Genomic DNA, 25,227 nt, shown 5'->3' with positions numbered 1-25,227 from the left:
GTGGCTCCCCGGGCTCTGGGCTGCTTCCTGCAGCGAATGCCGTCGACCCTGGCCCCGGCGCCGGACAAGGGACAGGCCAGGAGACCGGCCGTATCCGGCCGGTGGCCACGCTAGAGTCCCTCACCTGGGGAAACAACATGTCCGAGGGGGAGGCCGTGACCTGTGGCCAGTGAGTTCAGCGCGCTGTTACGGCGGCTGCGGCACAACGCGGGAATGACTCAGGAGACCCTGGCAGCGCGCGCCGGAGTGGGCGTGCGAACCATCCGCGGGTTGGAGACCGGCGAGCGTGCCGACCCCAGGGTGACCACGGTCCGGCTATTGGCTGATGCGCTCGGGCTGAGACCGGCGGAACGCGAGGAACTGCTGGGGGCCGCCGTCCGCCGGACCGGGCACGAGATCCAGCCCGAGGACTCGGCCGGCCACATCGAACCGGTCACCGGGCAGCCGGCTTCGGTGCTGCACGAAACCCTGGCCGACGTCGCCGAGCAACTCGCCCACGCGGTGGCTGCCCGCTGGCAGCGCGAGGAGGAGCAGCGGCAGGTGCACGATCCGTACCCGCTGCCGGTGCGCTGGCGGGCGGTTCCCGAAGAGCTGACCGACCACTGGGCCAACATTCGGCGTCTGCCCGCCGGAGGCACGCACGGCCCGCTGGACCTCAGCGGGCAACTGGACGAGATCGTGGGCGTGTACCGGCGGATCCCCTCCGGGCGGCTGGTGGTGCTGGGCCGGCCCGGTTCCGGGAAGACGATCCTCACCATGCGGTTCGTCCTGGACTACTTGAAGTCGAGGGCCCGCACCGAGGCCGTACCGGTGATCTTCAGTATCGCCGCGTGGGATCCCACCGCCATCACGTTCCGGGACTGGCTGACCGCACAACTGACCCGCGATCACCCCGGCCTTGCCTCCCCGGCACCCGGCGGGCCGAGCCTGGCCGCCGCCCTGGTCGAGACCGGCCGGGTGCTCCCCGTGCTGGACGGCTTCGACGAGATCGCCGGCGGACTGCACCGCCCGGCGCTGGAAGCGCTCAATGCCACCACCCTGCCCCTGCTGCTGACGAGCCGTCCGTCCGAGTACGCCGCCGCAGTGGCGGAGACCGACGTGCTCACTTCCGCTGCCGCGGTGGATCTGACGGATCTCACCCTGGACGACCTGGCCGACTACCTGCCGCGCAGCACGCGCAAGGCCCACGGCGGCGACTTGGCGACGACCGCGTGGGACCCCGTGCTGAACGAGCTGCGCGAGCAGCCGCGCAGCCGGGGCGGTGCCGACCTCGCTGCGGTGCTGACCACCCCGCTGATGGTCACGCTCGCCCGCGCCGTCTACAGCGACGCCCCCGACCGCGACCCGGCCACGCTCCTGGACACCCGGCGATTCGGCGGCCCCGGGGAGTTGGAGGACCACCTCCTCGACAACTTCACCGCCGCCGCCTATCGCCTTCGGCCGGAGCACCACCCGGTCAGCAGGCCGCGCCGCGACTTCGACCCGGAACGCGCCCAGTACTGGCTCGGCTACCTCGCCCACCACCTGACCCGGCTCGACACCCCCAACCTGGAATGGTGGCGACTCGGTTCAGGGCTGCGCCGCCCGACGCGCGCACTGGTGACCGCGTTGATGATCTGTCTGACCATCGGGCTCGTCGACTGTGTCGTCGGCACCCTTTTCGACAACCCCCTCGCATTCCAGCTCGCGGAAGCGTTGTCGACAGGGCTCCTCTCCGGGCTCATATTCGGGATCACGTACTGGTTCATGGTCGCGGCCAAGAACACGGCGGTGGCGCCATCCGGCGTGCGCATGAAGGTCTTCGGCAGAGCCGGAAAGGCCGGGCGGAGAACCGCCCACCGGCTCGTGATCGGATTACTGTGCGGACTCGTCTTCGGCTTCGGCTTCGGCTTCGAACACGGAGTGCTCAAAGGCGTCCTCTTGCCTGCCGGCCTCTCGGTCACCCTGCGCCTCGGCCTCAACGACGGCTTGTTCTTCGGGCTTGTGTTCGCGCTGGGAGCCGGCCCCACCTTCGGTCTCCTGACCTTCTTCGAAGCGCCTCTCGACATCCGGTCCGCCGTCAATCCGGTCAGCCTGCTGCGCACGAACCGCCGGACGGCCACCGCCCAACTCCTCGTCTGGGCCCCTGCCTTCGGGCTCCTGGCCGGATTCGGACCCGGGGTGATGATCCCGCCCCTGTCGGCGCTCCTGGGCCCGCTCGTCTGGGACCTCCAGGCCGCGCTCAAGCTCGGCGTCATCAGCGGGCTCGGCGGCGCCCTGGGCTACGCGCTCGGCCTGACCGCCTGGGGCCAGTGGGTGGTCTTCTCCCGGATCTGGCTGCCGCTGACCGGCCGGCTGCCCTGGTCCGTCGTCACCTTCCTCGAGGACGCCTACCGGCGGGGCGTGCTCCGCCAGGCCGGCGCGGTCTACCAGTTCCGCCACGCCCGCCTCCAGGACCACCTCGCCCGCACCTACCGGGCACGCCGCACCCCCCGGCAGCCGACCGGGCCCGGCGACGCCGCACCCACTCGATATCGACGCCACTGAGCCCCCGCTCGGACCGCTCGCTGCTCTCACGCGGCGCCGAACACAACCGCCGAGTTCTGGCCGCCGAACCCGAAGTTCTGCTTGATGGCGACGTTGATCGGGGCGGGCCGGCCCACCACCGGGGTGTAGTCCAAGTCGCAGTCGGGGTCGGGGTTGTCCAGGTTCGCGGTGGGCGGTACGTACTTCTCGCGGATGGCGAGCAGCACACCCACGCTCTCCAACGCCCCGCATGCGCCGCAGGCGTGGCCGATGACCGATTTGGGCGCCGTGATCGCCACATGCCGCGCGTGAGTGCCGAACGCGAGCTTGATGGCGGCAGTTTCAGCCCGGTCGTTGAGCGGTGTCGATGTTCCGTGCGCGCTGACCAAGTCCACGGCAGTGGTGTCGAGGCCGGCGTCGGCGCAGGCCAGCTCGATCGTCCTGGCCGCTACCGCGCCGTCCGCCCGGGGAGCCATGGGGTGGTGGGCGTCGCAGCTGGACGCGGCGCCGAGCACCTCGCCGTGCACGGTCGCGCCGCGGCGCAGCGCGGATCGCTCGGACTCCAGCACCAGCACGGCGGCGCCTTCGGCCGGCACCATGCCGTCGCGGTCGCGGTCGAACGGCCGGGACGCGCTCACCGCCTCCGCGGCAGGCCGCTGGGAGAGCGCGTCCAGCAAGCAGAACGCTGCCAGGCACGGCAGGTCCAGCCAGCTCTCCACGCCGCCGACGAGGACCACGTCGGCGATGCCGTCACGCACCGCGCGCATTCCGGCTCCGATGGCGTCCGTCGAGGACGCGCAGGCGGTCGAGACGGTGAGCACCGGGCCTGTGATGCTCAGTTCCTGGGCGACGAGCCCGGCAGCCTGGTTGGGCAACAGACGGAGCAGGCCGAGCCGATTCATCCGCGACCACCCGCTCTGGCGCAGAGTGGTCACCAGTCGCGCGGCTTCGTCGAGCCCACCGCCGCCGGTGCCGACGTACAGCGCCCCCGGCGCCATGCGCAGCCCGGCGTCCGCCCGTGCCTTCATCGCTGCGGCGAACAACAACTGCTGAAAGCGTGAGGTACGGCGGACCTGCTGGGCGGACATGTGCTCCCGGGGGTTGAAACCATTGACCACGCCACCGACCTGGCATGGCAGCGGTTGCTCAAGTTCCAGCGCCGAGATCGCGGGCCGTCCTGCGGACAGGGCGTCCCATAACTCCTCCGGTGTGGAGCCCGCGCACGACTCGACGCCGATGCCGGTCACCAGCACGCGGTTGCGCGCCACCTGGGACATCACAGCGTCCCCGACATCGCGTCCACCACGTCTCCGACCGTGCCGAGGTCAGCGATCCTGATACCGGTGTCCGCCAGCTCGACCCCGAATTCCTGCTCCAGCACGGCGATCAGCTCAAGGGCCTCCATGGAATCGAGTCCCAGCACCGGCTGGTCGGGATCAGCGGCGTAGAACAGGGCGGAGTCACGGGTGATTGCCGTTCGGGATTCGCCCAGGTCCGGCCGGATACCGATTATGGCCTGGGTGACGACGTTCAGCACCTCGGTCATGAGGCATTCCTTTCGTGATGTTTTCATGGCCGGATCGCGGAGAAGTACACGCAGCGCCGCGTGATCGTGAACGGGGCGCGCTCGTATTGTTTCTCCATTGTCTCGGCGAGCAGTTCCGCAGCGACATTCCGGTCGATCCCGGGTAACGCGGCGGCGGCGAACATCGGGGTCGAGCACAATGCTGCGAGAAAGCGCGGGCCGAGGGTGAACACCCGCTCGGTGGTGACCACGCCGGTGAAACCACCCGCGTCGAGGGCAGCCTGATAGTCCCCGGCACTCCTGCGCAGCCCCGAGGGCCGGCCGGCGGCCGACCGGGACAGTGGGAGCCCGCGCATCCGGGCGACGCGGCGGGCCGTGCCGACCAACTCGGCGTACAACGGCACGTCGGCTGCAGTCTCCGCGCCCGAGTAGAAGGCCGAGTTGAACACCAGGCGTCCAGCACCTGCGAGAACCTGCCCGATCGCGTCGAGCGCCTCGTCGAGGTCCGGGACGAGATGAACGCAGTTGGCCAGCACGACGGTGTCGAAGGCGTCCGGTGGGAACAACCGGGAGACGGAGGACGCGTCGCCCACGACGAAACGGGCCCGGTCACCCAGACGGGCCCGTGCCGCGTCGAGCAGGGCCGGTTCGGGATCGACGCCGACCAGGGACATGGCCGGGTCGCGCAGCAGCAGTTGCTCGCTGACGGCTCCGTCCCCGCACCCCAGGTCGAGGACGGCCGGCCCGGAGCCGACCGGGACCAAGTCGAGCAGCGCGCGGTTCAACTCGGCGTATTCCGGGTCACGACGCAGCGCGGCGTAGTCCATGGACGGTTTTGCCTCGCCCACGACCCGGGAGGATTCGGTGTCTGCTCGTGCGTTCATGAATTGACCCTCCATCGGCGCGCCCGACGAATCGGCGCAGTGCGGAATAAATGACGGGAGCCGACGCTAGCAGCGCATTCAAAGAGCAACAAGAGAGTCGTTTCCCGTGACGCCGCCCCGGCCTGCGTGACCAGCAGACACATCTCTGTTTCATCTTTCTTTCATCGCGACCGGATAGCTTCGGCAAGTTGCACCGAGGCGTCATAGGGGGAACATCGTGGTTGTGATTCGAGGCCGGCGTCGCGCTTTGTCCGGTCGGTGAGACAATGCAGTTCACAGAATTGGGTGACAGCACGGTTCCCGCCGGCCGGCTGGTGTTCTGGACACCGACCGCTTCGGCCTCGGCCTGGGCAGACGACCCACGAGCGCCCGCGCTCGTCCACGAGCATCACGTGCGTGCCGCGGCCGCGCGGGGACCGCGGCATGTGGACCCGGCGTGGGTCGGTGTGTCGTTCGGCGCGGGCCGGGTCAGCCGGCACCAGGTCGGCTCCGCGTTCTCGGCCTGGCTGCGCGGACACGAGCACCTGCGCAGCAGGCTGGTGCCGACCCACGAACGCTGCGTGCGCCGTACGCTCCCCGCGAGCGCGGTCACGCTGCGACGGGAGGACATCGGCGTCTTCGCCGACGGTGCCTCGGTCCGACGACAGATCGAGGCATTCTTCGACCGCGGCGCCGGCCCACTGGGGTGGCCACAGCTGGTCTTCGCGACGGTCGAGGGCGCAGACGGGGTGACGGTTTTCGCGGGGGCGGATCACGGCATCGTGGACGGCTACACGCTCGCCATGATCCCGGGGCAGATCCGCGGCCTCCTGGCAGGCCGTGCCGAGGACATGCCCAGGCGGACCTTCCTGGACTTCGGGGCCGAGGAACGGAGCCTGGTCGACCGGCTGCCGATGGGGCCTGAGCACGCGGACCACTGGCGGACTCTGCTCGGCAACGCCCACGGTATGACACCCGCTTTCCCCCTGCCGCTCGGCACGTCCGCGGTGCCGCTCGCGCAGTGCAGCGCCTACCGTTGGCTTCTCGACGGACCGGCGACCACCAGGTTCGCCGCCGCGTCACACGCAGGCGGCGGCACTACCGCCGCAGGACTGCTCGCCTGCCTCGCGCTCGCCGCGGCGAAGGTCGCGGGTGGGCGGCACCTGTCCGTGGTGAGCCTGGCCGACGCCCGGCCCGACCAGTGGCGAGCGGCGCCGGGCTGGTTCGTCGGCCTGCACCCGGTTCGGATCCCGACGGCCCCCGGGTCGGCCTTCGCCGACACCGTCGCCCTCGCCGCCGCCGAACTGCGCCGTCGCAGACCCGGGCCGGGCAATTCGCTGCCACACATCAGACAGCTGCTGCGCAGGGAGATCCGCCCCCGGTTCGTCGTGTCCTATCTCGATGTGCGCCGAGTGGAGGGCACCCCGCCCCAGCAGGAAGACATGATGCTGCGCAGCCGAATCCACGGACCGGCCGAGGTGTACGTATGGCTGACCAGGAGCGAGCGCGGCGTGCACTTGTCGACACGCTTCCCCGACACGGCCGTGGCGCGCACGAACGTCGGACGCTTCGTGCTGGCCACCGCGCACGCCGCCGCCCGTGCCACGGACGGCCACCGGGCCGAAGCTGTGCCCACGCCCGCCTAGTCGGCCACCCGATGGAGGAGGAGACCCTGCCGTGCGTATGACCCAGATCCTTGACTGGCAACCCGAGCCGGGTGAAGTGGTCGAGTTCAGGCTGACCACCGACCGGGCACCCGTACCGCATCACGTGCCCGCGTCGCACTTCCAGCGGGCGCACTTGCGGTTGGCGGCCGCCCACCGCGCCGCCGGACGACGGCAGTCGCCCTGGGTGGCCATGGTGTTCGACCTGGCGGGCCGGGCCGATCTCGACGCGCTCACCGACGCGTGGCAAGGGCTTGCGCGTCGACACGAGGCATTTCACACCTGGTACGAGCCGGAGACCGAGAACCTGACCGGGTTCCGCCTGCCAGCTGATTCCCTCACGGTGCGTCCGGTGCGCGTGGGCGGCCTCACGAGCGCGGGTGACCTGCGCGCCTACCTGCACCGGCGGATCGATGAGCAGACCACAGCGAGCCGGCCGGGTTTGCTGGCCGGAGTGATCCGACGGGACACGGCGTCCACTGTGTACTTCGCGATCGACCACGCCTATACCGACGGGCACTCCCTGGCGCTGCTGTTCGACGAGATCCGCGCCCGGTACCACGCGGCCTGCGGCGGCGCCTCAGTCGACCTGGCACCGGCACCCGGCTACCTGGACTACAACCGCCGCGAGCTGGAGCGTTCCGCGTCGCTGACGGCAGCCGCGCCGGAGCTCGCCGCATGGTCGCAGTTCCTGGCTGCGGGGGATGGCGGCTTCCCCGGCTTCCCGGTCGAGCTGGGCAAGGACGCCAACAAGCTGCTGACCGGCACGCGACTCCAGTACCCGGTGCTCACAGGTGCCCAGGCACGCGCGTTCCGCGCCTATTGCGGCCGGCACGGCGGCGGGTTCGGCGCGGGTGCCTTCGCCGCGCTGGCTCTCGCGCAGTGGGAGTTCACCGGCAACGACGTCTACCGAGTGCTCACCGCCGTGTCGACCAGGGCCTACCCCCGGCTGCTCCACGTGCACGGCTGGCTGGTCAACCTCGTGCCCTTGCTGTTCCGGCTGCCCGCCCCGCCGACTCTCGCCGGCGCGATCGCCGCCGCACAGCAAGGCTTCCAGAGCGCCCGCGCGGGATACGACGTGCCTCTGCACCGAGCGCTCGAACTGCTCCTCGAAGGCGGCGACGCCCCCACCATCCCGCCCATGGCGTCCTATGTGGACGGACGGACCGCGCCGGGCTCCCGTGACTACCTGCGCGCGGACGCGACCGTCCTGACCGGCCCGGACAACGCCAGCGGCGTGTCGCTGTGGTTCAACTGGTTCCCCGACCGGGCCGACCTGGTGGTCAACATGCCGGACACCCCGGAGGCCGCGACGGGTGTGCCGAAGTACCTCGACCGAGTCAGGGAGATCATGCTCACCGCATCGGCCGGGAAGGGCTGAGCGGGGAGAACGCTCTTGGCGTGCGCGGCACCGTTCATCGTGTGGTCGCGGTTTCGAGTTCCCTCAGGAGCGCCAGGAACGGGCGGTGGCGGAGGAGCCAGGCGTCAGTGAGGGGGTTGATGATGCCGCTCAGGGCCGAGATCGGCTGCCAGCGTCGGGGAACGGTGATCCTCGCTGAGCGGCGCTCGATGCCGGTGACGACTCGGCCGGCGACGGCTTTCGGAGCGATGGTCTGAGCCAGCGAGGCAGGAAAGGCGACCTCGCGCATCCTGGTCAGGATGTCGTCACCGTCGAAAACGTTGCGGACCATCGCGGTGTCGACCCATCCGGGGTACAGGACACCGGCAGTCGCGTGATGAATGCGCAGTTCGACGCGCAGGGCCCGGGCGAACTGCTCGACTGCCGCCTTGGCAGCGGCGTATGGCGCGTTGACGGCACCGTTGACGAAGGCGTAGGTGGAGGAAGTGACCAGGACATGTCCACGGGAGGCGATGATCTGCGGCAGGGCGGCACGGACCGTACGCCAGACCCCGAGCAGGTCGACCTCCACGATGCGCTCGAAGGCGTCGGGGTCGATGGTGGCGATCGTGGCCGGCGGGGCAGGGGCGATTCCCGCGTTGGCGAAGACGACGTCGAGTGCGCCGAACCGGTCGACGGTGCGGGCCACGGCGTCCTCGAGGGCCGTTCGGTCGGTGACGTCAGCGCTCATGGAAAGGAGGCGGTCGCCGCCCATGTCCCGCGCCAGGGCCTCGATGGATTCCAGGTTGCGGCCTACCAGGACGGTGTTCGCGCCACGGGCGTGCAGCGCCCGTGCGCTGGCCGCTCCGATGCCACCGGCGGCACCGGTGATCAGTACGGTTTTGTTCCGCAGGGTGTATTTGGCCATGAACGATCCCCTTGTTGTCATGGGTGGTGACCACGGTCACAGCGGTTGTTCCACATGATCGGGTGTGAAGCGGATGTCGGTTCCGAACAGGCCGAGCAGTCCGCGGAACGGTTCGGCAGGGATTCCTGGCTTCCACAGTTCGACTGCCATTTCTCCGTGATAGAGGAGCGGCCAGCGGACGTAGAGTCGGGGGTCGTCCGTGTTGTTGACCGCGCTGGAGCGACGGATCGTATTGCGCGCCAGGTCCACGGTGAGGTCGGTTCCGCAGCCGAACCCGTAAGGAAATCGCTCACGGTCGGGCTGGACTGTTTCCACTGCCGCCTCGTTGGCGGACGAGACGCCGACGTGCGCGTGGATGCCGCCCCGGATGAGGGGAACCTCCCGCTCCCCGTCCGGGTCGAGAACCCACTGTCCGTCGTGAGCCTTGCGGACACGGACGGTGGGAGCCTCCTCCATCAGCGCGCAGACCTCCCATGTCTCCACCGACGGCTGCATGGGCAGGGTGCCCTCCGGTGCAAGGACGCGCAGGCGGCCCTCCCGGAGCCGGTGGTCGACCACTACGACCTGATCCCGGTTGAGCGCACGCTTGTCGACGTCCCAGCTTCCTGACGCCGTGACAACCAGGGCCTGCAGGTCCGGGTCGAAGGCGAACAGCATGCCTTCGCTGAACCCCTTCCAGCCCATGTAGACCTCGTACATGTCGGCGAGTTGCGGGGAGACGTAGTCCGCGATCCGCAGCGGTGCGGACAGCAGGCCCAGTTGCCCCATGCGACGGCCCGCGTCGGCGAGCCGCTCCGGGGTGGGGCTGGCTTTCCAGGCTGCTGCGGTGAGGGCATCGGTGGTGATGTCGTAACGGTCTGCCACCTGGCACGCGCATGCGGCGGTGACCAATCGGTCCCGCAGGCGGTCGGCGAGGTTCTCCTTCTCGGTGGGATGACCACCCTCCATGTTGCAGAAGGTGACTTCCCGAACTCGGCCCGGCGCCGGGCCCCGGGTGACGAAGAGCGCCTTGGCTGCCCCGACCCGTCCCATCAGGGTCCTGGCAGTCTCGACGACGTCCCTGTGGGGGAGTTCACTGAGTGACTCAGGAATCTCGACCACCGCGACGACATGTGCGGGATTGCGCCGCAGGCCGTTCGCCTGCCGAAGTGTCACGCTGAGCGGAGGGCACTGCTCGGGGATCCGGTCCCGCAGAGGTGCCTGGCCGTCAGGCACGTGCGCGTACATGAACATGAGGTCGACGTCGCCGTACGACCGATCGCGTACGACGTGTCCTTGATCCTCGAACGATGCCAGCAGGCGGGTCATGAACGGTGCGAGGGCATGACTTTCCGGCGGGATCTCGCCGACCGTCTGCACCGAACAGGGCCGCCACCAGTCACGGCTCGTCAGGTCGCCGCTGGTCACCGGGATATCGGCCGCTGAACCGCACATCGTCAACCTCTCTTGGGGGCACGGGAGTCGGACTGACGCTCGGATACCGCAGCGCCGGGGAAACCTGACGGACAGGCTCCTCCGGACCCTACGCAGACACTGAGCGGAGGATGTTCCGCCGTTCACCCCTGTGGGTGGCCGGTCTTCTGGCGGCGATCCGGCTCCGGGCCTTGACTCCGGGCCTTGACTCCGGACGCGACGCCCTTGCGGCACGGCCGCAGCCTTGACCGACCTGAGCCTGAGGGAGCCGGTCCGGCCCATGAATGCCCTACACGGCGAATTCACCCGAAATGGCGGTTCATTCACCCTAAAGGGGCGCCAGGCCGCCTGCCGACTCGATACCCACGCCGCCGTGGGGCACTTTGGGCGGCCCCTTACCTCTTCTTCCGCCCGGCCCGACCAGCCCCTGTCCGCCCGGCTGCCATGGAGTTCGTCATGGGGTCCGCAGCGGAACCAGCAAATGGAGAACCTGTGACCCGAGAGCCTGCGGCCCTGGGCGACCACGACGTGGCGATCGTTGGGGCGGCCTGCCGCCTGCCTGGAGATATCGAGAGCATCGAGGGCCTGTGGTCGGCTCTGGACCAGGAACGTGACCTTGTCACCGAGGTCCCGGCAGACCGCTTCGATGCCTCACGTTTCGTCGACACCCGGCAGCGCAGGAACCTGCGGAGCTACACCGCAGCGGGCGGCTTCCTGGGGGACATTGCCGGTTTCGACACGGGTTACTTCACCGGGACCTCGCCGCGGGAGGCGGCAAGGATCGACCCGCAGCACCGGCTGCTGCTGGAAATGGCAGTCGAAGCTCTCGATGATGCGGGGATCGATGCCCGGGCGACAGCCGGCTCGGACACGGCGGTGTTCATCGGACTGTCCAGTCACGACTACGCCGACCTGCAGACGCTGGGCGCCGCTGCCCCCAACGCCTACACCATGGCAGGCCTTGCTGCTACGGGCGCGGCCAACCGCATCTCCCATCTGTTCGACTGGCATGGTGAGAGCATCGCGGTCGACACTGCCTGTTCGTCGGCTTTGACCGCGGTGCACCGGGCGTGTGAGTCGTTGCGCGCGGGGCATGCGCGGGCCGCTCTGGCAGGCGGCGTCAACGTGCTGCTCAGCCCGTTCGGCTTCACCGGCTTCTCGGCGGCGTCCATGCTTTCCCCGACCGGCCGCTGCCGCACCTTCTCCGCACAGGCCGACGGATATGTGCGGGCGGAGGGCGGCGGAGTGGTGCTGCTCAAGCGCCTGTCCGATGCGCTGGCCGACGGGGATCGCATCCACGGCGTGATCCTGGCCACGGGAGCCAACAGCGACGGACACACGGCAGGACTCGCCCTGCCGAGTTCAGAAACTCAGGCAAGGCTGCTGAGCGAGGTGTACGCCCGCGCGAAGGTGAAGCCCAACGAGATCTGCTACCTGGAGGCGCACGGCACGGGTACACCGGTGGGTGACCCTGTCGAGTGCGAAGCGATCGGCCGGGCGTTGGGTATCCATCGCACCACCGGTCCGCTGCTCGTCGGCTCGGTGAAGAGCAATACCGGGCATCTGGAAGCGGCGTCCGGCATGGCGGGCCTGTTCAAGGCCTTGCTGGTGCTCAGGCACCGCAAGGTACCCCGCACGCTGCACGCCGAACCGCTGAACCCGGACATCGACTTCGACCGCTGGCAGCTGCGGCCCGCTCTGCACCCCTGCCCCTTGCAGGAGAGCGGACGGTTGGTGGCCGGAGTGAATTCCTTCGGCTTCGGCGGTGCCAACGCCCATGTGGTGCTCGCCTCCGCCCCGAACGCTGAGATGCCCGGTGGGCCGGCCGAGTCCGGGCGAAGCGACGGGGGCAGGTCAGGTGACACATCCCGGCCTGCGGCCCTGCCGGTGGTGGTCTCGGCTCGCACGCCGGAGGCGCTGGTCGAAGGCGCCTCACGGATGGTGGCGCGCCTCGACGGTCTGACACCGGAAGGCTTCTACGACCTGGCCCACACCACTGCACGGCGGCGCGGCCGGCACCTTCACCGCGCTGTCGTACTGGCCGACACCCCTGCCCGGGCGGCCGAGGCCCTGCGTGCCGTCGCGCAGGAGGTCCACCCGCTACCGGCAGGCGCGGCCGTTGCGGAAGGGGTGGACGAGGGGAAGGCGGTGTTCGCGTTCTCGGGCAACGGTTCGCAATGGGCCGGTATGGGGGCGGACCTGCTGGAGGACGAGCCCGCGTTCCGCGTCGCGGTCGAGCAGGCCGACGCGGCGCTCGAGCCGCATCTGGGGTGGTCCGTCCTCGAAGTTCTCGCATCGTCCCCGGACAACAGTCGGCTGCTGGCGACGGAAATCGCCCAGCCGCTGCTCTTCGCCTTCCAGGTCGGCCTGGTCGAGCTGCTGAAGACGCGTGGTATCCGACCGGCCGCCGTGGTCGGACACAGCGTGGGAGAGATCGCTGCCGCATACGCGGCGGGCGCGCTGGACCTTCCGGCCGCGGCCCGGGTGGTGGCAGAGCGCAGCCGGACGCAAGCGGCCACGGCCGGTCAGGGCCGGATGGCCGCGGTCGGCCTGGCCCAGGACGAGGCGCTCAAGGAACTGGCCGCGTACTCCGGACGCCTGGAACTGGCAGCCGTCAACAGTGCGCAGGACGTGACGGTGTGCGGCCCGCAGCAGGCGCTGCAAGCGCTCGGAGCCGATCTGGAAGCGCGCGGGGTCTTCTTCCGCATGCTCGACCTGGACTATGCCTTCCACAGCTGTGCCATGGACCCCGTCGAGGAGGACCTTCGCGCCGCGCTGGCCCGGCTGTGCCCCTCGCCCACCCGCGTTCCGTTCGCGTCCACCGTCACGGGCGGTCTGCTCGGCGGCGAGGACCTTGGTGCCGGGTACTGGTGGCGCAACGTCAGGCAGCCGGTGCTCTTCGCACCAGCCGTCCAGGCGCTGCTTGACGAGGGATACGACACCTTCGTCGAGATCGGGCCGCACCCGGTGCTCCGGCCTTATCTGCGCAAGGGCGCCAAGGCAGCCGAACGGCCTGTGGTCACTCTCGGTACCTGCGCACGCGGCGTTCCGGGCCCAGCCGCCGTCGAGACGGCGGTCGCGCACCTGCTGGCCGCAGGTGTCCGCGCCGACTGGGAGGCGTTCTTCCCCCGTCCGGGACGGGTGGTCGATCTGCCCTCCTATCCCTGGCAGCGCGAACGGCTCTGGAACGGTGATCCCCAGTGGTGGCTGCGCCCGCTGGGCGAGATGGCGCCGGCACAGCACCCTCTGCTGGGCTCCCCGGCGGCGGCCAGGCAACGGGCGTGGTCGGGCCCGGTGGACCCCGCCCGCCTCCCGTGGCTGGCCGACCACCGGGTCGGCGGCTCCGTGGTGATGCCGGCCGCCGCCTACCTGGAGATGGCCCTCGCTGCCGGGCGGAGCGCCGAGGACGCCCCCGTGGAGGTCAGGCACCTGTACATCTCCCGTGCCCTGGACCTGCCCTGGGACGACCCGGCCATGGACGTGTACCTGCAGCTGTCCCTGTCCGAAGGGGATCAGTCGGTCGAGATCACCAGCCGTACCGGTGCCGATGCCGCCTGGCAATCACACGCGCGCGGCCAGGTCCGGCGCCTGCTGCGCGAAGCGCCGCCAGCGATCGACCCGTCCACCGTACGGGCCCGCCTCGAACGACGTCTGGACACGGCCCGGCACTACGCCCGGGCCGAGCGTGCCGGCCTCGGATACGGCCCGGCTTTCCAGGTACTCACCGAACTGCACATGAGCAGCGACGAGGTGCTCGCCTCCTACGCCCTGACCCAGCCGGACGACGGCTATCAGGTCCACCCGACCCTGCTGGACGGCGCCTTGCAGGCCGGTGGTCCCCTCGCCACCGTCGAGGGTGAATACCAGCCCTTCCTGCCCGTCGCGGTCGACGCCGTACGGATGTGGCGCCGACCTGCGCCCACCGGGTTGATCCATCTGCGTTCCCGGGAAAACAGCGTCAACGACGTGTGCTGGGACATCACTGTCACCGACGGGGACGGCCGGGTCGCCCTGGAAGTGACGGGTTGCCGTTTGCGCAGGTTCGTCGGCCTCGCTCCGACCGAGCCGATCCAGCACCTGGTGGACGTCCTGCGGGCCGCCCCCGTCGCCGACGACCCGGCGACCGCCCGGCCCCTGCCCGCCCCGGCGGCGCTGGTGGACGCATGCACGCCCTACCGGGACTCCCTCCAGGCCACCTGGCACGACAACCGGTACGACGAAGGACTTCGTCGCCTGCGAGAGTGCTGCGCACACCTGATCACCCGGTCGTTCACCCAATTGCTGGCCGGTGCGGCCGACTTCACCACGGATGACTTGGTCGCGGCAGGGATGCTGGCCAAGTACGACCGCTTGGCCGATCTGTTTCTCGGCGTGGCGGCCGAGCATCACCTGGTGCAACAGGTCTGCGACGCCGCCCCGGGCCGTCCCGCCCGCTGGCGCCCGACCGGCGAGCTCCAGCCGATGGAACTCTTCCGTGCCGTGGCGCGGGACTACCCCGGCCTGGCGGTCGAGACCGCGTTGTTCGGCCGGTGCGGCCTGCATCTGGGCGACGTCCTGTGCGGCCGGCGGGACCCACTGGAGTTGCTGTTCGACGCACCCGACCGGCACCTGATCGAGCATTTCTACGGCGCCGCTCACCAGACGGGCTTTCACAACCGCCTGCTGCGCGCCCTCGTGCGCGAGGCGGTCCGGGCATGGCCGGCCGACCGGCCTCTGCGTGTGCTGGAAGTGGGCGCCGGCACCGGCGGCAGTACGGCGATGCTGCTGCCCGAACTGCCGCCGGAGCGGACGGTCTACACCTTCACCGACGTGTCCGCGGGATTCTTCCCCCGCGCCCAGTCCCGCTTCGCCGCCTTCGACTTCGTCGACTACCGGTGCCTGGACCTGGAGCGCGACCCGGCCGGCCAAGGGTTCCCCGAGGGCTCGTACGACCTCGTGGTCGCCACCAACGTCCTGCACGCCACGACCGACCTGCGGCGGACGCTCGGCCACGTCACCCGGCTGCTCGCCGACGGCGGACAACTCCTCGCGTTCGAAACCCACGATCCGAGCGTTCTCTCCCTGTGCTTCGGCACCCTGGACAGCTTCTGGACCTTCGCCGACAGCCCGCTGCGCACCGCATCCCCTGTGCTCCCGGCCACCGCTTGGCCCCCGCTGCTACGCGAGTGCGGATTCGACGAGGTCGCGCAGCTGGGCCACGACCGCGCACCGGCCGACCTCGAATACTCGGTGATCGCGGCAAGCCGGGCGCCCCGTCCCTCGCGCTCCGTGCCCGCTCCGCCGAACGCCGACGCCGCACACTGGGTCATCTCCTCCGAGGAACCGGGAGGTGAGCTGACCACCGCCCTGGAGGCCTCGCTGACCGCTGCCGGTGGCCACACGGTACGCACCACCGCGTTCGACTGCGGGCCGAGTCACTGGACCACGCTGCTGGGCACCGGCGGCAAGGACCTGCACGTCGTCATGATCCTTGGCACGGCCCCCTTGGGCGATCACAGCGAGAACGCCACCGTCGAACAGGCAGTACGGCGGATGGCCGCCCTGCGGACCGTTGCCGGTGCCTGCGCCCAGCTGCCGGGCGAGGTGACGCCCCGACTGTGGCTCATCACCCGTCCCAGTGGGGCACTCCCCGCTCCCGAGCAGGCCCTCGTACCGGAGGACGCCGCGCTGTGGGGCGCCGCCCGCACCCTCGGCAACGAGCAGCCCGGCCTGACCGTCCGGCGGATCTCCCTCGACCGCGGCCCCGAGGCCGGGCACGATGCCCGCCGCCTCGCACGGGAGCTCCTCGCCCCCAGCGACGAGGACGAGATCGTCCTCACCCGTGCCGGCCGTTTCGTCCCCCGGACGGTGCCCCGCCGGCACGCCACCGAGGCCGCCGCCGATCCACAGCGCACGCCCTACACCCTTCAGCTGCGCGACCCCGGCCTGAATCCGCGGCTCGACTGGGTACCGATGCCCCAGGCCGCACCTGCTCCTGACGAAATCGTCATCGCGGTACGAGCAGCCGCGCTGAACTATCGCGACGTCATGCTGGCCGCCGGCATGCTGCCACCGGACGCCGAGACGCCAACGCCCGGCGGACCGGCGCTGGGCCTGGAATGCTCCGGCGTGGTCACTGCCGTCGGCGCCGAAGCCACCGGTTTCGCGCCCGGCGACCGCGTCTACGCCCTGGCACCGAACAGCCTGAGCTCCCACGTGACGGCCCATGCCCGGCTGACCGCCCCCATGCCCGAAGGGATGTCCTTCACCGAGGCCGCCACATTGCCCGTGGTCTTCTTCACCGTTCACCACAGTCTGGAACACCTCGCCCGCCTGACCGCCGACGACACTGTTCTGATCCACGGCGCCGCCGGCGGGATCGGCATGGCCGCCGTGCAGTACGCCCAGGCCCGGGGCGCCACGGTGATCGCCACCGCGGGCACACCCGGCAAACGTGACGTGCTGCGCATGCTGGGAGTCGCTCACGTACTGGATTCACGCGGCCTCGGCTTCGCCGAGCAGGTCCTTCGGCTCACCGGCGGCCGTGGCGTCGATGTCGTACTCAACTCCCTGGCCGGAGAGGCCATCAGCCGCAGCCTGGAACTGCTCCGTCCCGGCGGCCGGTTCCTGGAACTCGGTAAACGCGACATCTACGCGTCCACCCCACTGTCGCTGAGGCCTTTCAAGAACAACATCGCCTTCTTCGGCGTCGATGCCCACCAGCTCATTTCGGGTCGGCTGCGCCACGCCGCGGACTGCTTCCACCAGACATCGCAGCGGATCAGCACCGGTCAGTACCGGCCACTGATGCATCTGGCCCTGCCCGCCACCAGAATCTCGGAAGCCCTGAACTGCCTGCAGCGTTCACGCCACCTGGGCAAGGTCGTCCTCACCTTCGACGAGCCGCCCGCCGTCGAGAGGGCCCACCCCGCTCTGCGACTGTCCCCGGACGCCACGTACCTGATCACCGGAGGTCTCAGTGGCCTGGGTGCAGCCGTCGCTCGGCGGCTCGTCGAGCATGGCGCCCGCCATCTCGCCCTGCTCGGCCGTCGCGGCCCCGGCACACCGGGCTCGGCCGAACTGATCGACTCCTTGGAAGGGCGCGGCGCGCATGCCACCGCCTACGCGGCCGACGTCACCGAGGCGGCCGATCTCCGTCGGGTACTCTCGGCGATCGACGTCACCGGGCGGGAGCTGGGCGGCGTCATCCATGCCGCTATGACCCTGGACGACGCCCCACTCGCCGAGCTGTCCGACGACCGCCTGCGCGCCGCCCTTGCCCCCAAGATGCTCGGCGGCATGCTCCTCGACTCACTCACCCGGGACCGGCCTCTGGAATTCTTCGTCGCCTGCTCCTCGGCGAGCGCCTGGTTCGGCAATGCCTACCAGTCCGGATACGTCGCGGCCAACCTCTTCCTCCAGGCGCAGGCCCGCGCCCGGCGCCGCGCCGGACACCCGGCTTGCGCCGTGGCATGGGGAGCGGTCAGCGAGGTCGGCTACGCGGCCCGCAACAACATCACCGACGTCCTCGCCCGCCTCGGGCTGGAATCCCTGACCCCGACGGAGGCATGCGCGGCCCTGCAGAACCTTGTGGCGCAGAACGTCTGTGTCGCCGCCGTGGGCCGCATCGACTGGACACGCATCCGCAGCATGATGCCCGCTGTGGACGCCCCACGGCACGCCGGCCTGATCCCGGCACACGGCTCGCACGACGCAGGACCGGACCAGTTGCGCCGGCAGCTGGCCACCGCGACGCCGGAGGCGGCTCTCGCCCTCACCTCCGACGCCATCACCCAGATCCTTGCCGGCATCCTGCAGACCGCTCCCGACCAGCTGGACCGCACGCGGCGCCTCGATCAACTGGGCCTGGACTCGCTCATGGCCGCAGAAGCGGTGGTGGCAGCCCGACGCTGCCTCGATTGCGAGATCCCCACCCTGGAGTTCCTCAACGCCCAGGGCATCACCGACCTCGCCCGGCGCGCCCTGACCCGACTGGGCTACCAACCCCCCACCCCCGCTTCCCGCCCCGGCACCACGCCCGCGGCGACCTGACGACCCGTCGGCCCCTCGAAGGCCCTCAGCAGCCGCCCCCTCGCGCCCCATGCTGGCCGGCGCCGCCGGACTGCCGCTACCCGCACCGCCCGGCGGCGTCTACCGCTTCTTCGGGGGTACGAGGGGGGCGATGGTGTGGGCACCGCGCATGGTGGCGCGTACGCAGCGGCTGAGGGTGTCACCGGCTCCGAGCTCGATGAACAGCTGCTGGTCGGCGGACGCGATGCTCTCTACCGCCTCGGCGAAGTAGACCGGTTGGGTAATGCAGTCGGCGATGGCCCGGACGAAATCGTCGGCATTGCTGTAGGCGCGGCGCTGTACGGGAGAGTGCACGGCTGCGCGGAGCGGTTTTTGACGTATGTCCTTGGCGAGGTCGAGGAAGCGGCCGTGGACTTCCTGGAGGCCGGGGTGGTGGGCTGCGTAGGGGAGGTCCAGTTCGAACAACCGCCGCGCGCTGCCGCAGGCACGCAGTGCGGCCAGGGCGGCAGCGGGGCCGCTGACGATCGTCTCTCTCGGGGAGTTGATACAGGCTATGGCCAGGTCGTCGCGGCCCGTTGCGGCGAGCATGGCCCGGGTGCCGCTTTCCCCGGCCAGGACCAGGACCATGGCGCCCTGGCCTATGACCGGACGGTAGGCGTCATTCAGTGCGCATACGAGATCGGCTCCTTCGGCGACGGTGAACGCCCCGGCCGTCACGAAGGCCGAGAATTCGCCGAGGCTGTGGCCCACGATCAGATCGGGGCTGATTCCGGTGGAGGCGAAGGCATGGGCCAGGGCGACGGAGGCAGCGAAATGGGCCAGCTGCGACGTCCCGTACGGGAGCCGGTCGGCCGGAGAGCCCTCGGCCAGCAGCACATCACGGACCGGCCCGTATCCACGTGACACCGCCACTTTGTCGATCTCATGGAGGACCCGGTCGGCCTCGGCCCTCGCCGAGGGAGCAACTCCGTGCTGGTCGTCGTAGAAGCTCGCCAGAGCGCCATGGGGGGAGAGCCCCTGCCCGGGAAAGAGGAAGACTGCGCCACCGGGTGGCATATCGGCCGGTTGCGGAATCATCTCTGCTCACCAGCGCCCGGGGCCGGGGCGTCAGGTGCCGGGGTGGCCCGCCGCCAGGTCGCGGTCAGAACCGGGTAGCCGTGGGCGGGGAGCGTGGCAAGGCTGAGCAAGCCCGCTTCCCAGCGCGCCGTGCGGGGCAGCTCGGCCCCGCTGAACTCGCCGGGAGTACCGACCACGGAGCGGTGCACGACGCGATTCCCAAGCCACTGATAGGTGCCGGCGTAGCCGATGTAGCCGTCCGGACCGGCTATCTGGGCCGACACGTGACCGCCGGGCGTATAGATGAGCATGCCGCGGGCTTCGGTCCCCAGCGGGTGAGCGACCTCCCCGCTCTCGTCGGTGGCTGTGAATGACACCAGCTGCCAAGCGCCGACGACCCTGCCCACCTCGATTCCGGGCAGCGTGTTCATGGCTTCTTCCTTTCTTTTGAACAGTCCATGGGTGGGGCGGGACCGAGTACGGGATGTGTCTCCGGAACCCGCCTACGAAACGCGCCTGCGTTCCTTCGGGCACACCGATCCTGCTCATGACAAATGCGCGATTGGCCGCCATGGAGAGGGTCCTGGATGCTCAGGTGGCGCAGCGGAGCTGGGAGCGGGCACTTCCGGTGACGCCGAAGGCATCACCGACGACCGCGACGCACGTCAGGTGCGGCGCTTACGGCAGCGACTTCATGGCCTCCGGGCCACGATGAGCCACCCGCGCCGAACGGTCCCATGGCGTGAGATGGCGACCTCGGCTCGCGTCGACGGCGCAGCGGGCTTACCAGCCGGCCATCCGTCGTGGCGCTGCCAGGTACCGAATTTCATGATCAGAGATTAGCGCATCCGGAGAGGAAACCCGCTGGCTGTGGGCGTCGGCGATTGCCTATGGCGGGGCGCCTGACGAGATGGAAGCCGGTCGGCGGGAATGAGTACGAGCACGACCGGCGGCACCCTGACCTTATGGCGGCCGACCGGCCCGCGGGAGCTGGCACTGGTCGAGGCGTCGGGCCGGCGGGCCTGGCCGCCGCGCCTGCCCGAGCAGCCGATCTCCTATTCCAGCTGTCGGCGGACCTCGCCCGTGCTCAGCGTGATCACGGCCCGGGGCCGCATCGGCTCCTCGCCGCGCCGGGAGAGCAGGACCACTTCCTCGACCACGGCCGACAGTGCACCGAGCCGGGCGGCGCACTCGGCGGCCAGACGCCGCGGTTCCTGCGTGCGGCCGAGGGACAGATGCGGGGTGAATTGCCCGCCACGCCCGCGGCAGAGCGGGAACCGCAACCCCAGCGCCCGGTGGAGACGGGCCCACGGTGCCCGGTCTGCCGCGGCCGGATCGAGCCACACCGTCGCGTAATCCCGGTGCCGGAAGTACCGCACACCGGTCAGCCGCGCCGTGAACGCCGCGCTCTCCGCCGCCCCGGCGCAGAGCAGCGGCACAGCCCGCGCGAACTCCCGCTCCGGTACGAAGCCGAACAGCAGATTCACATGCGGGGGCCACCGCCGTACCTGAGGATCGTGCTCCCAGCGGATGGCCTGAATCGCCGGCCAGAGCTCCGGCGGCGGCAGCCACGCCACCGCCGTCCGCGCCGTCGGCGCCACCTCGAGCGCGTCGACCGGCTCGGCCCCGCCGAAAACCCGATTCCCGTCCACACTGCCATGGTCCGGACCGCGCCCGCATCCCACGAGTCGGCGGAGATGTCGCGGGTGAATCCGCGTCGCACCGGCCTCCGAGCCTGCGGCTTGCCCATCACCAGGGTCGCGGCCACCCGCGAGGGTGCCGGCCCCGCACAGTCCTGCGCAGCACCGCAAGGTCGGATTCGACGGTGATTGCAGGAATTCCACAGCCCCCGCGCCGGACACGCCCCGGCTCACACCAGCCAATTCACTCGTGATCAGCGCCATTTGACCCGAGCCAAGGTGCCCTAGCCGCTCTCACCTGGGAAAACGTGTCGGCGAGCGGTCACCGGGGCCACATGGGGACCAATTCGCCCAACGGTAAAGGCCGTTCCCGATTATCGGAAACGGCCTCTGACCTGCGGAAATGCAAGTCGGGACGGCGGGATTTGAACCCACGACCCCTTGACCCCCAGTCAAGTGCGCTACCAAACTGCGCCACGTCCCGGTGCTTGTCCGGCTCGGACTTTCGCCCTTGCCGACCGCGCACGAGAAGAATACCGCACTTCGCGAGGTGGTCGCGCACGGCTTTCCGGCCGGTGGATCACGGTCGAGCGGCGACGTCGGCGGCTACGCAGCGTGAGCAGCCCAGCACGTCACGCCAGGACCCGGGGCTCCTCCCCCTCAGCCCCCTCGCCCCCCGCGACCCGTTCGGATGAAGAATTCAGAGCCGGCTCGCGCACCAACCACATACGGCTCGCGCACCGGCCACGCACCAGTCCCGCCCGCCCGTCCGCACGCTCGCCATCGCGCCCTGCCACCCGCAGAACCGCACGCGAAATCACCCCCCTGACCAGGCCGCCGATCCCCTTTTTTCCTACTTGATGGGGTGTTGACCACCGGCCTGTGGGGCGTGCAACGATCGCCTTTTGGATTTTAGCTGCCACCTCGCATAACTCCCTTGACACAGGAGGACAGTTGAACACCAGCATCTCCCGGATCTCCCGGCGCAGATTTCTGCAGACGGCGGCGGCCGGGACCGCCGCCGTGGCCGGTGCGGCCGTAGCTCTCCCGGTGGTGGACGCGGTGGCGTCCCCGGTGGGGGGCTCGGGGCGTACCGTGCTCTCGTTTTCCGGGGCGACCAATGGGGCCGCTTCCCTCTCGCCTGCCGGTGACCGGCTGATCGCGGAGGTGCAGAACGTTCTGTGGTCGGTTCCCCGCAAGGGCGGGGACGCCGTGGCGATCACTCCGGCGGATCTCGAACCCACCCGGCCCGTCCATTCGCCGGATGGCGCGTGGCTCGCGGTGTGTGCGTACCGGGGTGGCGGTTTTCATATCTGGACGCTGCGGACCGATGGCTCGGGGTTGCGGCAGCTGACGGACGGGCCGTGGGACGACCGGGGGCCGGCGTGGTCGCCGGACGGGACGCGGATCGCCTTCGCTTCGGAGCGCGGGGGTGATCCGGTGGCGGGGAGCCCGTACCGGCTGTGGGTGGTGGATGTACGAACCGGTGGGCTGACGCAGGTCACGGGGGTGTCCGGGCAGGAGGGACCGGGGCAGGACGGGGCGTGGGAGGACTTCGACCCGGTGTGGTCGCCGGACGGCGGGCGGCTGCTGTTCGTGCGGGGGCGCGTGGTGGGGGCGGCGCTGGAGGCACGTACGGTCGTCTCCGTGCCGGCCGACGGGCGCGGGCCGGTGCGGACCGAGCACACCGAGACCTCCGCCGCACAGGTCATGACGCCGGCCGTCTCGCCGGGCGGGCGACTGGCGTATCTGCGCACGACGGCCGCGCCCGCCGCCTCCTGCAGCCTCGTCGTGGACGGGGCCCCGGTACCGGTCGACGGGGACGTGGAGCCCGTGCCGCCGCGGTGGGTGTCCCGCGACGAGCTGCTGCTGACGGTGAGCGGAGAATTCCGGATCGTCCAGCCGGAGGTGTCCGGGGTCCCGCAGACGTCCGGCGCCGACTCCTTCCCCCATCCCTCGGCGGCCCCGGCACCGACCCCGCCCGCCGCCGCCCGGGCCGTGGCCTCGGTCGCGATCCCCTTCACGGCGAAGCTGCCGGTCGACCGGCCCCGCTACCAGGTCAAGCAGTACGACTTCGCCGCGGGGGGCGGCGTGCGGCGCGTACGTGCCGTGCACCTGCCCGCGCTGTCCCCGGACGCGCGCCGGGTGGCCTTCGCCGCGCTCAACTCCCTCTGGATCGCGGACGTCTCCGGCGGCCGGGCGCCTCGGCAGGTGGTGAAGGCCGATCCCACCCGCTATCTGCTCGCGCCGTCCTGGTCGCGGGACGGGCAGGCGCTGCTCTACGCCGACGACCGCGACGGGCTGCTCGCCGTCCGGCGCCACGACCTGGCCTCGGGCGAGGAGAGCGTGCTGGCGGACGGAGGGCGCGTACAGCCCGCGCTGTCACCGGACGGCGCCCGGCTGGCCTGCCTGGACCTGTCCGGGAACCTCGTCGTGCGCGATCTGGCGGCCGGCACGGAGCGGGTGCTGGCGGCGCCGCTGGGCGCGGGCGGGCTGCCGGGGAGACCGAGCTGGTCGCCGGACGGGCGCTTCGTCGCTTTCTGCGACCGCAACCGTCTCAATCAGCGCTTCCGTGAGGGCTACAACCTCATCCGGGTCGTCGACACGGCCGACGGCACCGCGCGCCTGCACGCGATCGCCCCGCACGCCTCGGTCTCCGACCGCTACGACTCCGGGCCCGTCTGGTCACCGGACGGCCGCACCATGGCCGTGATCAGCGAGTCCGCGCTGTGGCTGGTGCCCGTACGGGCCGACGGGACGCCCGAGGGCGAGCCGCGGCGGCTGACGGACGAGGCCGCCGACCACCCGTCCTGGTCCGCCGACGGGCGCAAGCTCCTCTACCTCTCCGCCGGGCGGCTGCGGCTGCTGGACACGGCGGACGGCACCACCCGCACCGTCCCGGTCGCGCTCGACTACCGCCGCCCGGCCCCCGCCGACACCGTCGTGCACGCGGGCCGGTTCTGGGACGGCACGGGGACGGCGGTACGTGAGGACGTCGACGTCGTGGTGCGGGACGGCCGTATCGCCGCCGTCGAGCCGCACCGGGCGCGGCGGGCCGCCCGGCGCGCGGTCGACGCCTCGAACCGGACGCTGATCCCCGGCCTCTGGGACGCCCACACGCATCCGTGGCAGACCACCTACGGGGGCCGGCAGACGGCCCTGCAGCTGGCCTACGGCATCACCACGGCGGTCTCCCTGGGCGGGTTCGCCTACGAGCAGGCCCGCATCCGCGAGGCCGTGTCGGCGGGCGCCCTCGCCGGGCCGAGGCTGCTGACCAGTGGAGAGCTCCTCGACGGTGGGCGCGTCGCGTACAGCATGGGACGCGCGCACCGCACCCGGGAGGGGCTGCGCCGGTCGCTGGCCCGCGCTGAGGCCCTGGACTGGGACTTCGTCAAGACGTACGTGCGCGCGCCAGGCTGGGTGATGGAGGAGGCGGCCCGTTTTGCCCACGAGCGGCTCAAGGTGCGCGCCGGCAGCCATCTGTGCTCGCCGGGCGTTCAGCTGGGGCAGGACCTGACGACACATCTGCAGGCCACCCAGCGGCTGGAGTTCGGGCACGCCACGACGGCGACCGGGCGGGCGTACCAGGATGTGGCGGAGATCTACACCGCCACCGGCTTCCACTTGATCGCCACGATCTTCACCTCCGTGCCCCTGCTGGGCGCCGACCCCGCCCTCGCCGAGGACCCCCGCGTCACCGCGCTGATGCCGCCCTGGGACGTCGCGCTCGTCCAGCAGACGGCCGCCAAGGCGCCCACCGCCGACCAGCTGACCACGCTGCGCCGCGAGATGGAGGTCTACCGCCGGGTGCTGGCGGGCGGTGGCATCGTCGCCCTGGGCACGGACGCCCCGCTGGTGCCGGTCGGCCTCTCCCTGCACATGGGGCTGCGGGCCCTGCACCAGCACGGCCTGTCGGCAGCGCAGGCGTTGCGCACCGCGACGGTGCTGCCCGCGAGGGCGTTCGGCGCGGAGCGGGATCTGGGAACGCTGGAGGTCGGCAAGCTCGCCGACGCCACCGTGATCGACGGCGACCCCTTCACCGACTTCGACACGCTCGTACGGACGACGTCGGTGCTGCGCGGTGGGGTCGAGTACCGGCAGAGCGAGCTCGTCGGCTCCTACGAGCGTGCCGGGAGCCCGGCGATGCGCCATGGGCGCGCGCACGGGGACTGGCTGGACGTCGGGCGGCAGCTGCGCCGCGACTCCTGCTGCGACATGGGGCACTGACGCCCCGCCCGCGGGCTCCTCGTGCGGGAGCCCGCGGGCGGGTGGTGCCGGTGGACC

13 protein-coding genes, 1 tRNA gene and 1 pseudogene are annotated in these 25,227 nt (G+C 70.8%); 6 read left to right on the top strand and 9 right to left on the bottom strand.

The window, feature by feature from the left end; translation table 11 throughout:
• Positions 1-162: 162 nt before the first annotated feature.
• Entirely contained in the window at positions 163-2,526 is a 2,364-nt protein-coding gene (locus tag AB0F13_RS06260; protein ID WP_362075955.1) for a helix-turn-helix domain-containing protein, read from the top strand.
• Positions 2,527-2,552: 26 nt separating this feature from the next.
• Here the strand turns inward: AB0F13_RS06260 and AB0F13_RS06255 are convergent, their stop codons facing one another.
• From AB0F13_RS06255 to AB0F13_RS06245, 3 genes are read right to left on the bottom strand one after another with little or no spacing between them, the layout of a single operon-like run.
• Entirely contained in the window at positions 2,553-3,773 is a 1,221-nt protein-coding gene (locus tag AB0F13_RS06255) for a beta-ketoacyl-[acyl-carrier-protein] synthase family protein (protein ID WP_362075952.1), read from the bottom strand.
• An 8-nt stretch (positions 3,774-3,781) separates the two neighbouring features.
• Positions 3,782-4,051 carry a phosphopantetheine-binding protein gene (locus AB0F13_RS06250; RefSeq protein WP_362075949.1) on the bottom strand — a complete coding sequence of 90 codons (270 nt, stop codon included), beginning with the start codon at positions 4,049-4,051 and terminating at the stop codon, positions 3,782-3,784.
• 23 nt (positions 4,052-4,074) lie between these two features.
• Positions 4,075-4,914 carry a class I SAM-dependent methyltransferase gene (locus AB0F13_RS06245; RefSeq protein ID WP_362075946.1) on the bottom strand — a complete coding sequence of 280 codons (840 nt, stop codon included), beginning with the start codon at positions 4,912-4,914 and terminating at the stop codon, positions 4,075-4,077.
• Positions 4,915-5,195: 281 nt separating this feature from the next.
• Between AB0F13_RS06245 and AB0F13_RS06240 the strand changes: the two genes are divergently transcribed.
• A complete protein-coding gene (locus AB0F13_RS06240; protein WP_362075943.1) occupies positions 5,196-6,539 on the top strand; it encodes a condensation domain-containing protein in 1,344 nt (447 codons plus the stop codon).
• A gap of 37 nt (positions 6,540-6,576) precedes the next feature.
• Positions 6,577-7,938, top strand: a complete 1,362-nt coding sequence (locus AB0F13_RS06235) for a condensation domain-containing protein (RefSeq protein WP_362075940.1) — start codon at positions 6,577-6,579, stop codon at positions 7,936-7,938.
• 34 nt (positions 7,939-7,972) lie between these two features.
• Here the strand turns inward: AB0F13_RS06235 and AB0F13_RS06230 are convergent, their stop codons facing one another.
• Positions 7,973-8,824 carry a short-chain dehydrogenase/reductase gene (locus AB0F13_RS06230; RefSeq protein WP_362075937.1) on the bottom strand — a complete coding sequence of 284 codons (852 nt, stop codon included), beginning with the start codon at positions 8,822-8,824 and terminating at the stop codon, positions 7,973-7,975.
• A 36-nt stretch (positions 8,825-8,860) separates the two neighbouring features.
• Entirely contained in the window at positions 8,861-10,231 is a 1,371-nt protein-coding gene (locus AB0F13_RS06225; RefSeq protein WP_362075934.1) for a hypothetical protein, read from the bottom strand.
• A 498-nt stretch (positions 10,232-10,729) separates the two neighbouring features.
• Between AB0F13_RS06225 and AB0F13_RS06220 the strand changes: the two genes are divergently transcribed.
• Positions 10,730-18,268, top strand: a complete 7,539-nt coding sequence (locus AB0F13_RS06220) for an SDR family NAD(P)-dependent oxidoreductase (RefSeq protein WP_362075931.1) — start codon at positions 10,730-10,732, stop codon at positions 18,266-18,268.
• A 99-nt stretch (positions 18,269-18,367) separates the two neighbouring features.
• Here AB0F13_RS06220 and AB0F13_RS06215 read toward each other — a convergent pair whose 3' ends face one another.
• On the bottom strand, positions 18,368-19,324 hold the full coding sequence (locus AB0F13_RS06215; protein ID WP_362075928.1) for an acyltransferase domain-containing protein: 957 nt from the start codon (positions 19,322-19,324) through the stop codon (positions 18,368-18,370).
• Positions 19,321-19,734 carry a lipocalin-like domain-containing protein gene (locus AB0F13_RS06210; RefSeq protein WP_362075925.1) on the bottom strand — a complete coding sequence of 138 codons (414 nt, stop codon included), beginning with the start codon at positions 19,732-19,734 and terminating at the stop codon, positions 19,321-19,323. Before AB0F13_RS06210 ends, AB0F13_RS06215 begins: the two co-directional genes overlap by 4 nt.
• A gap of 499 nt (positions 19,735-20,233) precedes the next feature.
• Here AB0F13_RS06210 and AB0F13_RS06205 point away from each other — a divergent pair.
• A pseudogene (locus AB0F13_RS06205) lies at positions 20,234-20,362 on the top strand (ADP-ribosylation/crystallin J1); the annotation flags it as partial.
• Here the strand turns inward: AB0F13_RS06205 and AB0F13_RS06200 are convergent.
• Both AB0F13_RS06200 and AB0F13_RS06195 read right to left on the bottom strand, forming a co-directional pair.
• Entirely contained in the window at positions 20,359-20,955 is a 597-nt protein-coding gene (locus AB0F13_RS06200) for a 2'-5' RNA ligase family protein (RefSeq protein ID WP_362075922.1), read from the bottom strand. The pseudogene AB0F13_RS06205 and the gene AB0F13_RS06200 overlap by 4 nt on opposite strands.
• Positions 20,956-21,353: 398 nt before the next feature.
• A tRNA-Pro gene (locus tag AB0F13_RS06195) sits at positions 21,354-21,427 on the bottom strand.
• A 470-nt stretch (positions 21,428-21,897) separates the two neighbouring features.
• Here AB0F13_RS06195 and AB0F13_RS06190 point away from each other — a divergent pair.
• A complete protein-coding gene (locus AB0F13_RS06190; protein WP_362075919.1) occupies positions 21,898-25,170 on the top strand; it encodes an amidohydrolase family protein in 3,273 nt (1,090 codons plus the stop codon).
• Positions 25,171-25,227 lie beyond the last annotated feature (57 nt).

It is taken from the genome of Streptomyces sp. NPDC026206, from assembly GCF_040638465.1.
Taxonomy (GTDB): Bacteria; Actinomycetota; Actinomycetes; order Streptomycetales; family Streptomycetaceae; genus Streptomyces.
This window is presented reverse-complemented; position numbering and strand designations above follow the sequence as displayed.